The sequence below is a fragment of the Stenotrophomonas sp. genome (assembly GCF_032056425.1).
Lineage (GTDB): Bacteria > Pseudomonadota > Gammaproteobacteria > Xanthomonadales > Xanthomonadaceae > Stenotrophomonas.
Map to the genome: position 1 here is coordinate 1 of NZ_DAMBCN010000044.1, position 14,675 is coordinate 14,675.

The 14,675-nt window shown below is 67.9% G+C and carries 9 protein-coding genes; 3 read left to right on the forward strand and 6 right to left on the reverse strand.

What is annotated here, in order from left to right:
- Positions 1–192: 192 nt before the first annotated feature.
- From RTY46_RS18705 to RTY46_RS18715, 3 genes are all read right to left on the reverse strand, one after another.
- Positions 193–3,237: a two-component regulator propeller domain-containing protein gene (locus RTY46_RS18705; protein WP_312710267.1), complete on the reverse strand. Its 3,045-nt coding sequence runs from the start codon at positions 3,235–3,237 to the stop codon at positions 193–195.
- Between the two features lie 265 nt (positions 3,238–3,502).
- Positions 3,503–4,900 (reverse strand): ATP-binding protein, encoded by a 1,398-nt coding sequence (locus RTY46_RS18710; protein ID WP_312710268.1) that lies wholly within the window; start codon positions 4,898–4,900, stop codon positions 3,503–3,505.
- 5 nt (positions 4,901–4,905) lie between these two features.
- Entirely contained in the window at positions 4,906–5,634 is a 729-nt protein-coding gene (locus RTY46_RS18715; RefSeq protein ID WP_312710269.1) for a response regulator, read from the reverse strand.
- 204 nt (positions 5,635–5,838) lie between these two features.
- On the opposite strand from RTY46_RS18715, the gene RTY46_RS18720 reads away from it, so the two are divergent.
- The 3 genes from RTY46_RS18720 to RTY46_RS18730 are packed head-to-tail and all read left to right on the forward strand — an operon-like array spanning position 5,839 to position 10,477.
- Entirely contained in the window at positions 5,839–7,083 is a 1,245-nt protein-coding gene (locus RTY46_RS18720; protein ID WP_312710270.1) for an efflux RND transporter periplasmic adaptor subunit, read from the forward strand.
- Entirely contained in the window at positions 7,080–9,038 is a 1,959-nt protein-coding gene (locus RTY46_RS18725) for a MacB family efflux pump subunit (RefSeq protein ID WP_312710271.1), read from the forward strand. Before RTY46_RS18720 ends, RTY46_RS18725 begins: the two co-directional genes overlap by 4 nt.
- Positions 9,035–10,477 (forward strand): efflux transporter outer membrane subunit, encoded by a 1,443-nt coding sequence (locus RTY46_RS18730; protein ID WP_312710272.1) that lies wholly within the window; start codon positions 9,035–9,037, stop codon positions 10,475–10,477. Before RTY46_RS18725 ends, RTY46_RS18730 begins: the two co-directional genes overlap by 4 nt.
- Before the next feature lie 93 nt (positions 10,478–10,570).
- Here RTY46_RS18730 and rlmB read toward each other — a convergent pair whose 3' ends face one another.
- From rlmB to rnr, 3 genes are all read right to left on the reverse strand, one after another.
- The gene (rlmB, locus tag RTY46_RS18735; protein ID WP_107230358.1) at positions 10,571–11,314 is read right to left on the reverse strand and encodes a 23S rRNA (guanosine(2251)-2'-O)-methyltransferase RlmB; all 744 of its coding nucleotides are present in this window, start codon (positions 11,312–11,314) and stop codon (positions 10,571–10,573) included.
- A gap of 93 nt (positions 11,315–11,407) precedes the next feature.
- Positions 11,408–11,902 (reverse strand): GFA family protein, encoded by a 495-nt coding sequence (locus RTY46_RS18740; RefSeq protein ID WP_312710273.1) that lies wholly within the window; start codon positions 11,900–11,902, stop codon positions 11,408–11,410.
- Between the two features lie 126 nt (positions 11,903–12,028).
- Complete coding sequence (gene rnr, locus RTY46_RS18745) at positions 12,029–14,494, reverse strand: ribonuclease R (RefSeq protein WP_312710274.1); 2,466 nt, start codon at positions 14,492–14,494, stop codon at positions 12,029–12,031.
- Positions 14,495–14,675 lie beyond the last annotated feature (181 nt).

A 14,675-nucleotide genomic window follows, 5' to 3' on the forward strand; every position in this document is an offset into this window, starting at 1 on the left:
TTCATATAACCCTCGGGGTCGGATCAGGTGTCCAACTCCCGGGGGTCACTTCACCCTGGGGGCTTAGCCGCGCCATCCATGGCGCGGATACCCCCGCGAACCCATCCAGCCCGGCCTTCGACAGAGGGCTGGGCGCCACGGAAAGATCAGAAAAGCAAAGTGCAGTAGATCCACGCCATGCGTGGATGGCCATCAACCGATGCTGGTGCGGTCGCGGCCGTCGCTCTTGGCGCGGTACAGCGCACGGTCGGCGCGCTGGTACAGCAGCGCCGGGGTGCGGTCGTCATTGGCCAGTTCCACCAGTCCGGCACTGAAGGTCACCCGCAGGCCCTTCACCCCGGCCCAGTCCGGATGGTCATGGAACAGCCCTCGCAGGCGCGCGCAGACCTGCGCGGCTTCTTCCAGGCGCGTGTCGTTGAGCAGCAGCGCGAACTCCTCACCACCGGTACGTGCGGGAAGATCCGAATCGCGGCAGGCTGCGCCGATCACTTCGGCCACTTCCTTCAGCACCAGGTCGCCAATGCTGTGGCTGTAGGTGTCATTCACATCCTTGAAGTGGTCGATGTCCAGCACGACCAGGCACATCGGGTGGCCGCTGCGCTGCGCACGGGCGAAGTCCCGCGCCAGGGTTTCATCGAAACCACGGCGGTTGGCCAGGCCGGTCAGCGCATCCTCGCGTGCCTGCCGTTCGAATGCTTCGGCCTGCCGCGCCAGGCGCTCGGCCAGCTCGGTCTTTTCCTGGTTCAGCGCCTGCAGGTGCACCGTCTGTGCCTGCAGGTCGAACGTGGCTTCATCCACGCGTCGGGCCAGGCGCAGGTTGCTGGTGCGGTAGCGCTGCAACAGGAACCGGTACAGCGCCACCAGCCCGGCGATCAGCAGCAGTCCGATCAGCGCCTGCACGCTGTGCCGCTGCCACCAGAACGGCTGCACACTGAAGTTCCACACGGCTTCCTGCTGGCCCCAGGCCCCACCCGGGTGCGCGGCCGAAACATGCAGCGTGTAATCCCCCGGCGGCAGGCCAATGAATTCCACGCTGCGCTGGCCACCGCGTTCCACCCACCCATGGTCCAGCCCTTCCAGCCGGGTGCGGTAACGGATGCGGTCGGACATCAGGTAGCTCAAGCCAACGAAACTGACCGCCAGCCGGCGCCCACCCGGAATCGAATTCTGCCCGGTCCCTTCCCAGTGCACCGGCGCGCCATCCACCTGCACGCTCTCGATCGCCGCCGGCGGCGCCGGGCGCTCGCGGAAGCGCTGCAGGCGCTGCGGGTCGACCGTGCTCAGGCCGCCGGCCGTGACCACCCAGAACGTGCCGTCCTGGCGCAGGATCGCCGACGGGCCGGAACTGCCGTTGGCCTGTGCGTTGGCCATGCCGTCGATCTCGTTGTAGCGCTCCACCGACACCCGCGGCGCACGACCATCGGCCACTGCGTTCAACGTGGCCATGTCGGTACGCAGCACGCCACGGTTGCTGCTGACCCAGACATTGCCCAGCCGGTCGGGCACCAGCTGGAATACCGTATCCACCGGCATGCCCTGTTCCAGGCCTACCCGCGACAGCCGTCCGCCCTGCCAGCGATACAGGCCACGGTCGCTGCTGATCCACATCGCATCGCCGATCTGGCGGAAACCGAACACACTGCGGCCGCCGCCCAGCGCGGTCAGGTCGATGTGCTGCACCTTGCCGCCACGCAGCACGTGGATGCCTTCAATGGTGCCGATCCACAGATTGCCCTGGTGATCGCGTTCGAGCGCCGTGATCAGACCGCCGGGCATGCCCGGCACGCGTGACACCTGCACACGGTTGCCTTCGATGGAGACCACGCCCTTCTGCGTGCCCGCCCACACCACGCCATCGGCCCCTACGCTGATCGCGCGGATGTTGCCCCCCGGCATGCCGTCAGCGACATCGTAGTTGTGCCGCAGCTGCCCCTGCGCATCCAGCCGGTACACGCCGTCGCCGAAGGTGCCTACCCACAGATCGCCGTCGGGGCCCTGCGCCAGGCTGAGGACCGACGGCGCCTTGCCGCCCCGGTTGTGCAGCGCGATGGCGCGGAACCTCCCGTCTGCCGTCTGCATGTCCAGGCCGCTGGCGCTACCGACCCACAGTTGGCGGTCACGGTCCTCGAACACCGTGCGCACGTAGTCGCCGCTGAGCCCATCACGTTCGGTGAAGCTGCTGAACAAGGTCTCGCGCAGCCGGTACAGCCCCCCATTGGCACCCACCCAGATGCTGCCTTCCGCATCCTCGCGCAGGCTGACCACCCTCCCGCCCGGCAGGTTCAGTCCGGCCGGCAGGCGCTCGATGCCGTGCGCGGAAATGCGCAGCAGGCCCTGGTTTTCGGTACCCAGCCAGAGATCACCATGGCGGTCCTGCAGCATGGCCGTCATGTGCAGCTGCCCCGGCAGGCGGTGCACCAGCACCAGCCGGTCATCCTCCACCCGGTACAGGCGCTCACCAGCCACGATCCACAACGCGCCATCCGGTGCACGGTACGGCCAGGACAGGCCGCTGCCGACACCCCACCCGGGCGGCGCGCGCTTCATCTCGCCATCGGTGTCGCGCAGCAGCAGGCCGTCAAGCGTGCCGATCCAGACCCGGTCCTGGGCGTCCACCACCAGTTTGGTGAAGCTCATGGCCACGGGCAGCCCCGGCGGCGGGGTCTCGAACACCATGCCGCCGTCTGCGGTCAGATAGCCCAGGCCCTTGCCCTCGTACAGCAGCCACAGGCGGCCCTGGCTGTCCATCTGCATGGCCTGGATCAGCACCTGCGGACTGTTCGCACCGTGTTCCCAGACCCGCCAGCGGCCATCGCTGCCCCGGTAGTTGACATTGCCGCGCGAATCGCTGATCCACAGGCCGCCCTGACGGTCGACGTAGAGCGCGCCAATGCCGTTGTCGGGCAGCCCCGGCCGGGTACTGCGGTCGAATACGGTGAAATCCAGCCCGTTGTAGCGCACCAGGCCTTCCCAGGTAGCGAACCACAGGTGGCCTTCCGGGGTCTGGGCGATGTCGCGCAGCGAGTTGTGCGGCAGCCCATTGCGCGAGGTCCAGACGTCGATGGCGTAGTCACGCAGCGGCGGCGCGCCTTCGGTTGCGGCCGCCAGCGGCGGCGCGGCGGCCAGCGGCGGCGCGGCGGCCAGCAACAGGCACAGCAGTAACGACCGCAGCAGCGGCCCGATCCAGGTTCCCGGGTGGCGCCCCGCCAGGCGCCTGCCAGCCCCCGTGCCACCCATTACCGCAGGGGCAATGGCCGGGTGCAGTTGCCCGGCAGGGCAACAGGCGGGGACGGGGACAGCCGGGCGGCACGGGGCCGCACGCCGGCACGGACAGGCTGGCTCATCGGTCAAACGCTGGGAAGGTGACGCGAATGATAGGGCAAACACCCCCCTCGGCGTCACCGCAGCCCCGGCGCGGGACGCCAGCGCGGGGTCCAGATCCGTTTTCCTGCGGAAAACGGATCTGACCCCGCGCGCAATGTCATCCGCGCATGGCCTGGATCTACTGGCGGACCTGGGCGCTGGCCGGCCAGTGCACCACCGCTTCCAACCCGCCGGCGGGGCGGTTGCGCAGCCACAGACGGGCGCCATCCTTTTCGGCCAGGGCACGGGCGATGGTCAGACCCAGTCCGGCGCCCCCCGTTTCCCGTGAACGCGACGTCTCCACCCGCACGAACGGGTCGAACACCGCTTCCAGCTGGTCTTCCGACAGGCCGGGGCCATCGTCGGCCACCACCACGGTAATGCCGTCCTGGGCGCGCTCCACCCGCACCCGCACCCGGTGCGCGTACATCACCGCGTTGTCCACCAGGTTGGAGAACAGGCGGTGCATGGCCAGCGGGCGCAGCATCAGCACCGCGCCGCTGCGGCCTTCGAAGGCCACATCCGCGCCGCCCTCGGCGGTGTCCTCGACAATGCTTTCCAGCAGCGAATCCAGATCCAGCGCCGCACGCTGCTCGGAACTCTCGGCGCTGCGCGCCAGTTCCAGGCCCTCGCGCACCAGCGCCTGCATCGCCGCCAGGTCACCGATCAGGCGTTCCCGCAGGGCCTCATCGCTTACGTTTTCCAGGCGCAGGCGCAGCCGGGTCAGCGGCGTCTGCAGGTCGTGGGTGATGGCTGCCAGCATCTGCGTACGCTCGGCCAGATGCCGCTGCAGGCGCTGCTGCATGGCATTGAAGGCCTCGGCCGCCCGTTGCACCTCGCGCGGGCCGCGCAGCGGCAGCGGCGCACGCTGCAGATCGTCGCCCAGCTCTTCGGCGGCCGACGCCATGTCCTGCAGCGGCTTGCTGGACATGCGCGCAACGATGTACGCCAGCACGCCAATGGCCAGCACCAGCAGGGTCAGGAACAGCGGATCGACCGCCAGGATGCCGTTGTGCGCGACCGCCGGCGAATCCAGCGCCAGCTTCAGCAGTGTGCCATCACTGAGGGTGACATCCACCGCCCGGCACTTGGGCGGGATGAACGAGGGATCGCGTTCGCGCGGGGGCCGGCGGTGGCCGTCCGGCGGCGGTGGTGGCAGGAATTCCTGCAGCCGGGGAATGCACGAGCGGAACGAGGTGAAATGCACATGCGCCCGTGCCACCGGTCCGGCACGGTCGTCCAGCACCTGCATCAGCGCGGTGTCCGGCCGCCCCAGCCGCGCATCCGGTGGCAACGAGCGCACGCTCGGCCCGCCGGCTTGCAGCAGGCGCTCACGCAGCTCGGGGTTGCCGTCAAGCATGTTGACGTACCCCTGCAGGCGGTCGGCCACGCGGTTGAGGTTCTGCCGTTCGAACTCCTGCTGGCGCTTGGACGAGGCCAGCATGGTGGCACCGATCGCCGCTACCGCCATGCCCACCAGCAGGATCACGAACAACCGTCCCACCATCGAGGACAGGAAATGGCGCAGGCGCTGCATCGTGGTTATTCCATCTGCACCGATGAGGCCAGCACGTAGCCTTCGTTGCGCACGGTCTTGATCAGGCCGTCCGGACCACCATCGTCGGCCAGCTTGTTGCGCAGCCGGCTGACCTGCAGGTCGATCGCGCGGTCCTGTGCTTCATAGTTGCGGCCACTGCTCAGCGCCACCAGCTGTTCGCGCGACAGCACCTTGTTGGCATGGGCAATGAACACACGCAGCAGGCGGAACTCGGCGCCGGACAGCACCACCACCCGGCCGTCGGGGTCCACCAGGTGGCGATGCTCCAGGTCGAACACCCAGCGCGAGAAGCGCGCGCGGCGCACCGCCAGCGGTTCCAGGTTGGCCGGCAACGCTTCAGTCCGGCGCAGCACATTGCGGATGCGCGCCAGCAGCTCGCGCGGCTCGAACGGCTTGGCCAGGTAATCGTCGGCGCCCATTTCCAGGCCCAGCACGCGGTCGATCGGTTCGGCGCGGGCCGTCAGCATGATCACCGGCGTGTTGGAACGCGCACGCAGGTCGCGGCACAGGGTCAGCCCATCTTCGCGCGGCAGATTCAGATCGAGCACGATCAGATCCACGTGCTCGCGCTCCAGCAGCTGGCGCATGCTGGCACCGTCGGCGGCCGTGCTGACCAGGTAACCTGCCCGGCCCAGCTGCTCGGCCAGCAGGGTACGGATGTCGTTGTCGTCGTCGACGATCAGCAGTCGATGCATCGGGGTTTCGGTCTCCATGTGGCGATTTTCCCCTGTCGGGAGCTGAACCGCATCCTGGCCATTGCGTAGCACTGTATCGGCGCCGGGGCGGGATACCTGTGGTTACGCGCGCTACCCGACAGTGTTACATACAGACACACCCCGAGGATTGAGCGCGGCCTTGCCCGCTCTTCACAATGCCTGCCAACGCCGCGCTGCGGCCCCCACAGTGAAGCCCCTGACGTGATCTCCCGCCTGTTGCCCGCGACCCGACGAGGTCGCCTGATGCTGATCGCCACGCTTGTCCTGGTTGTTGCCGTGGCGGCCTGGTGGCTGCTGCGCAAGCCCGTCGCCCCGGCCCTGGCCACCACCGCGGTCAGCCGCGGCGATATCGAACAGACGGTGGAAGCCACCGGCGTGATCGATGCCTACAAGCTGGTCAGCGTGGGCGCGCAGGCCTCCGGCCAGATCAAGTCGCTGAAGGTGCAGCTGGGCGACACGGTCAAGGAAGGTGACCTGATCGCCGAGATCGACGCCACCACCCAGCAGAACCAGGTGCTCAACGCGCAGGCGTCGCTGGACCAGGTGATTGCCCAGCGCGCCGTGCAGCAGGCCACCCTGCGCCAGGCCGAACTGGACTTCGCCCGGCAACGGCAGATGCTGGCCGCCGAAGCCACCTCGCGCCAGGAATACGATGCGGCCGAAGCCGCGCTGAAGACCGCCCGTGCGCAGCTGCAATCCTATGAAGCGCAGATCAAGGGCCGCGAAACCGAACTGGGCACCGCCCGCGCCAACCTGGCTTACACCCGCATCACCGCCCCGATGGACGGCACCGTGGTGGCCGTAGTGGCCGAGGAAGGCCGCACGGTGAACGCCAACCAGACCGCACCGACCATCGTGATGCTGGCGCGGCTGGACGTGGTCACGGTGAATGCCGAGGTATCCGAGGCCGACGTGGTGAAGATCAAGGCCGGCATGCCGGTGTACTTCACCACCCTGGGCGACCCGGACCGCAAGTACCACGCCACGCTGCGGCAGATCAATCCGGCGCCGTCGTCCATCGCCAATGAAAGCTCGTCCAGCTCCAGCAGCTCGTCCAGTTCCAGCTCCAGCAGCGCGGTGTACTACAACGCGCTGTTCGACGTGGAAAATCCAGACGGCACCCTGCGCATCGACATGACCGCACAGGTGTCGGTGCTGTTGAACCAGGCCAAGGGCGCGCTGCTGGTACCGGCGGTGGCGCTGGGCCCGAAGACGCGCGACGGCCAGCGCATGGTGCGCGTGGTGGGCGGGAATGGCCAGCCGCAGCCGCGCAAGGTGAAGGTGGGCATCAGCAACGGCGCCAGCGCGCAGATCCTGTCCGGCCTGGAAGAAGGCGAGCGCGTGGTGGTGGGGGAAGCCAGCGCTGCAGCGTCCAGCAGTGGCAACAACAACCGCAGCGGCAGCATGCGCATGGGCCCGCCGGGCGGCATGGGGCCGCGCCGATGAACCCGGGCGCCCCCCTGCTGCGCCTGCGGGACCTGCGTCGCGAATTTCCCGCCGGCGACGAAACCATCGCCGTGCTGCGCGATGTCAACCTGGATATCCATGCCGGCGAAATGGTCGCCATCGTCGGCCAGTCCGGTTCGGGCAAATCCACCCTGATGAACATCCTGGGCTGCCTGGACCGCCCCACCCGTGGCAGTTACCAGGTGGCCGGCCGCGAAACCGGCAACATGGAACCGGACGCGCTGGCCGAACTGCGCCGCGAACATTTCGGTTTCATTTTCCAGCGCTACCACCTGCTGGGCGACCTGGACGCGCGCGGCAACGTGGAAGTGCCGGCCGTGTACGCTGGCAGCCCGGCCCCGGTGCGCAACGCCCGCGCCGAGCAGCTGTTGCAGCGGCTGGGGCTGGGTGACCGCATGCACCACAAGCCCGGCCAGTTGTCCGGCGGCCAGCAGCAGCGCGTGTCGATTGCCCGCGCCCTGATGAACGGCGGCGAGGTGATCCTGGCCGACGAGCCCACCGGCGCCCTGGACACGAAATCCGGCGAAGAGGTGATGACCATCCTCGGCGAGCTGCATGCCGAAGGCCACACCATCATCATCGTCACCCACGACATGAGCGTGGCCGAACACGCCCAGCGCATCATCGAGATCCGTGACGGCGAAATCATTGCCGACCGCGCCAACCCGAAGGCGCCCAGCCAGCGTGCGCAGCGTGAAGCCAGCGTCGGCGTGGCCCACGGCAGCAGCTGGCGCGCGGCGCGTGACCGCTTCACCGAAGCGTTCCGCATGGCCCTGCTGGCCATGAATGCACACCGCCTGCGCACCTTCCTGACCATGCTCGGCATCATCATCGGCATCGCCTCGGTGGTTTCGGTCGTGGCCCTGGGCAACGGTTCGCAGCAGCAGATCCTGCAGAACATCAGTGCGCTGGGCACCAACACCATCGACGTCTATCCCGGTCGCGGGTTTGGTGACATGCGGTCGGCGCGGGTGCAGACCCTGAAGGCCACCGACGCCGACGCCCTGGCCACCCAGAGCTACGTGGACAGCGCCACGCCCAGCGTGTCCACCTCGGTCACCGCCCGCTACCGCAACCAGTCGGCCACCGCACAGATCAGCGGCGTGGGCGACCAGTATTTCCGGGTGAAGGGCATCACCCTGCTCAGTGGCAGCTTCTTCGACACCGACGCGGTGAAGGGCCTGGCGCAGGAAGCGGTGATCGACGAAAACACCAAAACCCAGTTCTTCCCCGACAGCGACCCGGTCGGCCAGGTGATCCTGCTCGGCAACGTGCCGGTGCGCGTGGTGGGCGTGGCCAAGAAGCAGAGTTTCGGCTTCGGCGGCAGCACCAGCCTGGGCGTGTTCGTGCCCTACACCACGGTGATGTCGCGCATGCTGGGGCAGAGCCACGTGTCCAGCATCACCGTGCGGGTGAATGACGAAACGCCGATGGATGCGGCGCAGGAAGCGATCACCCGCCTGCTGACCCTGCGCCATGGCACCGAGGATTTCTTCCTGAGCAACAGTGCGGAAATCCGCGAGACCATCGAACAGACCACCCGCACCATGACCCTGCTGATCGGCGCCATCGCCGCCATCGCCCTGCTGGTGGGCGGCATCGGGGTGATGAACATCATGCTGGTGTCGGTAACCGAGCGCACCCGCGAGATCGGCGTGCGCATGGCCGTGGGCGCACGGCAGAGCGACATCCGCCAGCAGTTCCTGATCGAAGCGGTGCTGGTCTGCCTGCTGGGCGGCCTGCTGGGCGTGGGCCTGGCGCTGCTGCTGGGCGCGCTGATCGGTCGCTTTTCCAGTGATTTCCAAGTGCTGTTCTCCACCGCTTCGATCGTGGCCGCATTCGCCTGCTCCACCCTGATCGGCGTGGCCTTTGGCTTCCTGCCGGCACGCAGTGCCGCCCAGCTCGACCCGGTGGAGGCACTGGCCCGCGAATGAAGATGATGATGACCCGACTGCCCTTCCCCGCTCCTCCCCGCCTGCTGCTGGTCGGCGCCGTGCTGCTGGCGCTGTCCGGCTGCGCATCGGTGGGCCGCTACCCGACCCAGGATCCCGAAGTGGCGGCCACCTGGGGCCGCGGCGACGCGACCCTCAACGCGCCCGCCGACGACCCGCGCAGCAGCCTGGATACGCCCAGCCGTGACATCCGCCAGGACACCTGGTGGCAGGGGTTCGGCGATGAACGCCTGGACCGCCTGGTCGCCCGTGCACTGGCTGCCAACAGTGACCTGGGCGCCGCGGGGCTGGCGGTGAAGCGCGCGCGCCTGCAGGCCGGGCTGGCCAGCAATGCGCTGTGGCCACAGCCCTCCTCGTCGGGGGTCAGTGGCAGCGGCAGCCGCGCCACCGACCAGGCCGACGACTGGAGCCGCAGCTATTCCACCGGCGTGTCGCTGGGCTGGGAAATCGACCTGTGGGGACGCCTGCGCACCCAGCGCGACATCGCCCGCTGGGAAGCCCAGGCCAGCGAGGAAGACCGACAGAACACCGCCCTGCTGGTGATCGGCGACACCATCACCCAGTACTGGGCGTTGGCCTATCTGAACCAGTCCATTGCCAGCGGCCAGGCCAACCTGGAACGCCTGCAGCGCACGCGCGACCTGGTGCAGGCGCGCTTCGACGCCGGTGCAGTATCACGGCTGGAAGTGCGCCAGGCAGAGCAGAACCTGCAGTCGCAGCGCTCGGCACAGAGCGCGCTGGAACAGCAGCGGGTGGAAGTACGCAATGCGCTGACCGTGCTGCTGGACGGCACGCCGTGGCCACAGCAGGACGAGCCGCAGAACCTGGACGATGCGCGCAGCCCGGCCATTGCCGAGGGCCTGCCCGCCGATCTGCTGGGCCGCCGCCCGGACCTGCGCGCGGCGGAGCTGCGCCTGCGCAACAGCCTGAAGACCATCAAGGTCACCGCCACCCAGTACTACCCGGCGCTCAGCCTGACCGGCAGCGTGGGTTCCAGCGCCAGTTCGCTGGGCGACGTGCTGCGCAATCCGGTGGCCACATTGGGCGCCGGCCTGTCCTTGCCGTTCCTGAACCTGCAGCGGGCGCAGCTGGACACCGACATTGCCGGAACCGCCTACCAGATCGACGCCACCAACTTCCGCAAGACGCTGTACACGGCACTGTCTGAAGTGGACAACGCACTGTCGGCACGGGAACAGCTGGCGCGCCAGGTCGAGGCCTCGCAGGCGTCGTATGACCAGGCAGTGGAAGTGGAACGCGCGCAGGAAGTGCGCTACCGGGTGGGCGCCACCGATCTGCGCACCTGGCTGGAAGCACAGCAGACCCGGCGCGATGCCGAACTGTCGCTGGCCCGCGTGCGGCAGAGCCAGCTGAACAACGACGTCACCCTGTTCAAGGCGCTGGGCGGCAGCGCGGGGTAACGGGGTCGGATCCCTCTCGCAGAGAGGGCTCTGACCCCACACTGCCAAGGGGTCAGAGCCCTTTTCCATGGAAAAGGGATCCGACCCCGCCGTTCAACCGCGCTGGCGCACGGCCTCGAACAGGCTGACGCCGGCGGCAACCGAGACGTTCAGGCTCTCGATCTCGCCCGGCATCGGAATCTTCACCAGGCCATCGCAGTTCTCGCGGGTCAGGCGACGCAGGCCGTCGGCCTCACCGCCCAGCACCAGCGCGATGTTGCCCTTCAGGTCCAGGTCGTACAGCGAAGCGGTGGCTTCGCCGGCCAAGCCGTAGATCCACACGCCCTGCTTCTGCAGGTCCTTCAGGCAGCGCGACAGGTTGGTCACCGCCACCACCGGAATGCGGTCGGCGGCGCCGGCCGAGGTCTTGCGCACGGTGGCGTTCACCGTGGCCGACTTGTCCTTGGGAATGATCACCGCGGTGGCACCGGAGGCAGCCGCCGAGCGCAGGCACGCGCCCAGGTTGTGCGGGTCCTGCACCTCGTCCAGCACCAGCAGCAGGGCCTTGCCCTCGGCGGCGGTCACCAGCCCTTCCAGCTCGTTCTCGCTGTAGGTGCGCGCAGCGGCGTAGCGCGCGGCCACGCCCTGGTGGCGCACCGAACCGCCCACGCCGTCCAGCGCCTGGCTGTTGACCTTGCGCACGTCGATGCCCTTGCGGCGGGCGTTTTCTTCAATTTCGGTCAGGCGCGGGTTCTTCGCACCGGCCTCGACCAGCACCTCGCGGACGTTGTCGGCGTCGTTCTCGATGGAGGAGGCGACGGCGTTGACGCCGACAATCCACTGGCTGTTCTTGCTCATGCGGGCGGGGACCGGAAAGGGGGTGGCTATGGTAGAGCATCGGCGGCGGCCGCGCTGCGTGCCCGCCGGGCATGGCCCGGCGCTACCCGCCGTTCATCCTTCGGATGAACGGCTGCGCGCTGGCCAGTGCGGGGTGTCGTGGTCAGGGTGCTGGTGGGACACGATCGTGGCCAGGAACTCCAGCGCGGCCACATCGTCTTCGGTGCGGCGGGCCGGCAGCCGGGCCAGGTCATCGATGAAGGGCAGCTTGCGCTCGGCACCGTACTGGATGCTGGGCGGCAACCGCTCTGGCTGGTCGAACGCCCCCGCCGCCACGGCCATGCCATCGGGCGCTTCATAGGTCAGCGGCGTGCCGCAGTCGGCGCAGAAGCCCCGCTGCACGACATTGGATGACTGGAAATGGCGCGGCTGACCGCGGGTCCAGGTGAACTGCGCGCCGCGCACCGACACCAGCGGGGCGTAGTGCGCACCGAAGGCTTTCTGGCACATGCGGCAATGGCAGATCGAGCTGTCGCTCAGCTGGCCGCGCACCTGGAAGCGGATGGCGCCGCACTGGCAGCCGCCGCTGTACTCGGGATGGCCTTGCATGGTGGGTTCCTCGGAAACGTCGTGCCAACCAAGGTTGGCACCTACCGGGTGAAGAGAACCTCTGTAGGTGCCAACCTTTGGTTGGCACGCTCTGTCCCTGCCGCCGGGCATGGCCCGGCGCTACCTTCAATATTTCTCTTTCTTGCGCTTGGCCGGCTTGCCGCGCTCCGGCAACGGCGGCAGGCCGTCACCCTCGTCTTCGCCCTTGTGCTCGACCAGGCGGAAGTCGATCTTGCGTTCTTCCATGCTGGCCTTCAGCACCAGGATGCGCACGCGGTCGCCCAGCCGGTAGCTGGCACCACGGCGCTCGCCGCTCAGCGTTTTCCGGGTCGCGTCGAACTTGTAGTAGTCCTGCGGCAGCTGGGTCACGTGGACCAGCCCCTGCACCTTGGAATCGTCCAGCTCCACGAACAGGCCGAAACTGGTCACGCCGCTGATCACGCCGTCGAACTGGCCACCGACGTGCTTCTCCATCCACGCGGCACGGTAACGCTCGTCCACTTCGCGCTCGGCCTCGTCGGCACGGCGTTCGCGTTCGGAACATTGCAGGGCCAGCGCAGCCATCTCGCGGGCGTTGTAGGTGAAGGTGTCCAGCGGCTTGCCGGACAGTGCGTGCTTGATCGCCCGGTGCACCAGCAGATCGGGGTAGCGGCGGATCGGCGAGGTGAAGTGCGCGTACGCCTCCAGCGCCAGACCGAAGTGACCGTGATTGTCCGGGCTGTAGATGGCCAGGCTCTGGCTGCGCAGCAGCACCGATTCCAGCAGGGTGGCATCGGGGCGGTCGCGGATCTTCTTCAGCAGCTTGGTGTAGTCGCCCGGGCGCACCTTCGACCACGGCGGCAGGCTCAGCTTGAACTCCTTGAGGAATTCCAGCAGATCGGCGTACTTGGTTTCCGGCGGCTTTTCGTGGATGCGGTACGGCGCCGGTACGTGGCGCGACAGCAGGTACTTGGCCGCCTCCACGTTGGCGGCAATCATGCATTCTTCGATCAGCTTGTGCGCATCGTTGCGCACCAGCATGCCGGCCTGGGTCACTTCGCCGCGGTTGTCCAGCACGAAGCGCACTTCGCTGCTTTCAAATTCGATGGCACCGCGCTTGGCGCGTGCCTTGGCCAGCACCTTGTACAGCTGGTGCAGGCGCTGCACCTGCGGCAGCAGATCGCCGATGAAGGCCTTGGTATCGGCATCGTCCTCGCCCACCGCCTTCCACACCTGGGTGTAGGTCAGGCGCGCGTGCGAGTTCATCACGGCTTCGTAGAAGCGCGAATGGCTGACCACGCCGTCACGGTCGATCTGCATGTCGCAGACAAAGCACATGCGGTCGACCTTGGGCATCAGCGAGCAGATGCCGTTGGACAGCGTCTCCGGCAGCATCGGCACCACGAAGCCGGGGAAATAGACCGACGTGGCGCGCTTCTGCGCTTCCTCGTCCAGCGGCGTGCCGGGACGCACGTAGTTGGACACATCGGCAATGGCCACCACCAGACGGAACCCGTCGGCGTTCGGCTCGCAGTACACCGCGTCGTCGAAGTCCTTGGCATCCTCGCCATCGATGGTGACCAGCGGCGTGCTGCGCAGGTCGACGCGGTTGCCGATCATCGCCGGCTCGACCACCAGCGGCACCGAGGCGGCTTCGTCCAGCACCTCCTGCGGGAACTCGAACGGCAGTTCATGGCCGTGGATGGCCGTTTCCACCACCAGCGAGGCGGTCAGCTTGTCACCCAGCACCGCAATGATGCGGCCGATCGGCGGACGACGGCTGTCCGGGGCCTGGGTCAGTTCGCAGACCACCAGCTGGCCATCGCGCGCGCCACCGGTCTGGTCCGGCGGCACCTGCACGTTGCGCTGGATGCGCTTGTCATCGGGCACCACGTAATTGATGCCCATTTCAATGCTGAAGCGACCGATCAGGCGGGTCATGCCGCGCTCGAGCACGCGGGCAATGCTGCCTTCGCGGCGGCCGCGATGATCGATGCCGGTCACCCGCGCCAGCACCTTGTCACCGTGCATGACCTTGCGCATCTCATAAGGCGGCAGGAACAGATCATCGCCACCCTCGACCGGGCGCAGGAAACCGAACCCTTCCGGATTGGCGATCACCACGCCGGTGACCAGGTTCAGGGTCTGGATCGGCGCGAAGCCGCCGCGGCGGTTCTGCACCAGCTGGCCATCGCGCACCATCGCGCCCAGCCGGCGCGACAGCGCCTCGGCACGGTCGGCGGCGGTCAGGCCCAGGCGCGCGCCCAGCTCTTCGGCGGTCTGCGGCCCTTCGCAACGTTCCAGCAGCGCCAGGATCGCCTCGCGGCTGGCAATGGGTTGTTCGTACTTTTCTGCTTCGCGGGCTGCATAGGGATCATCGATCACCTTGCCGGCCGGCGGCAGCTTGCGGCCCGGGGCCGGGCCCGGTGCGGCGGCATCGGCGCTGCGGCCCTTGCGGCCGCGCGGCGCTGCACCGCCTTCATTCAATTCCGGGAACCAGCCCGGCAACGGCTTGCCCGGCTTGGGGGTGCGGGCAGCGCCCGCCTTGGCGCCCTTCTTCGGGGCCTGGCTGCGGGACTTGCTCCCGCCCTTGCTTGGTTTTTTGGTAGTCATCGCCCTACATGGTAGCCGTTGCAGGCGTGCACGGCGGGTCAGCGGCCCGGTTTGCACGCGGGTGTGAAATTTTTGCGCGAAAGCGTTGACAGCCTGCCGATTCATCTTCACAATTGCGCCTCTGGAACGCCCAGGTGGCGGAATTGGTAGACGCACTAGTTTCAGGTACTAGCGGGTAAAA

What these genes read in the sequence shown, in the direction of transcription:
- RTY46_RS18740 (WP_312710273.1), bottom strand. Translation starts at nt 11,902, where the DNA reads ATGCAAGGCCATCCCGAGTACAGCGGCGGCTGCCAGTGCGGCGCCATC.
- RTY46_RS18730 (WP_312710272.1), top strand. Translation starts at nt 9,035, where the DNA reads ATGAAGATGATGATGACCCGACTGCCCTTCCCCGCTCCTCCCCGCCTG.
- RTY46_RS18705 (WP_312710267.1), bottom strand. Translation starts at nt 3,237, where the DNA reads ATGGGTGGCACGGGGGCTGGCAGGCGCCTGGCGGGGCGCCACCCGGGA.
- RTY46_RS18710 (WP_312710268.1), bottom strand. Translation starts at nt 4,900, where the DNA reads ATGCAGCGCCTGCGCCATTTCCTGTCCTCGATGGTGGGACGGTTGTTC.
- rlmB (WP_107230358.1), bottom strand. Translation starts at nt 11,314, where the DNA reads ATGAGCAAGAACAGCCAGTGGATTGTCGGCGTCAACGCCGTCGCCTCC.
- RTY46_RS18725 (WP_312710271.1), top strand. Translation starts at nt 7,080, where the DNA reads ATGAACCCGGGCGCCCCCCTGCTGCGCCTGCGGGACCTGCGTCGCGAA.
- RTY46_RS18715 (WP_312710269.1), bottom strand. Translation starts at nt 5,634, where the DNA reads ATGGAGACCGAAACCCCGATGCATCGACTGCTGATCGTCGACGACGAC.
- rnr (WP_312710274.1), bottom strand. Translation starts at nt 14,494, where the DNA reads ATGACTACCAAAAAACCAAGCAAGGGCGGGAGCAAGTCCCGCAGCCAG.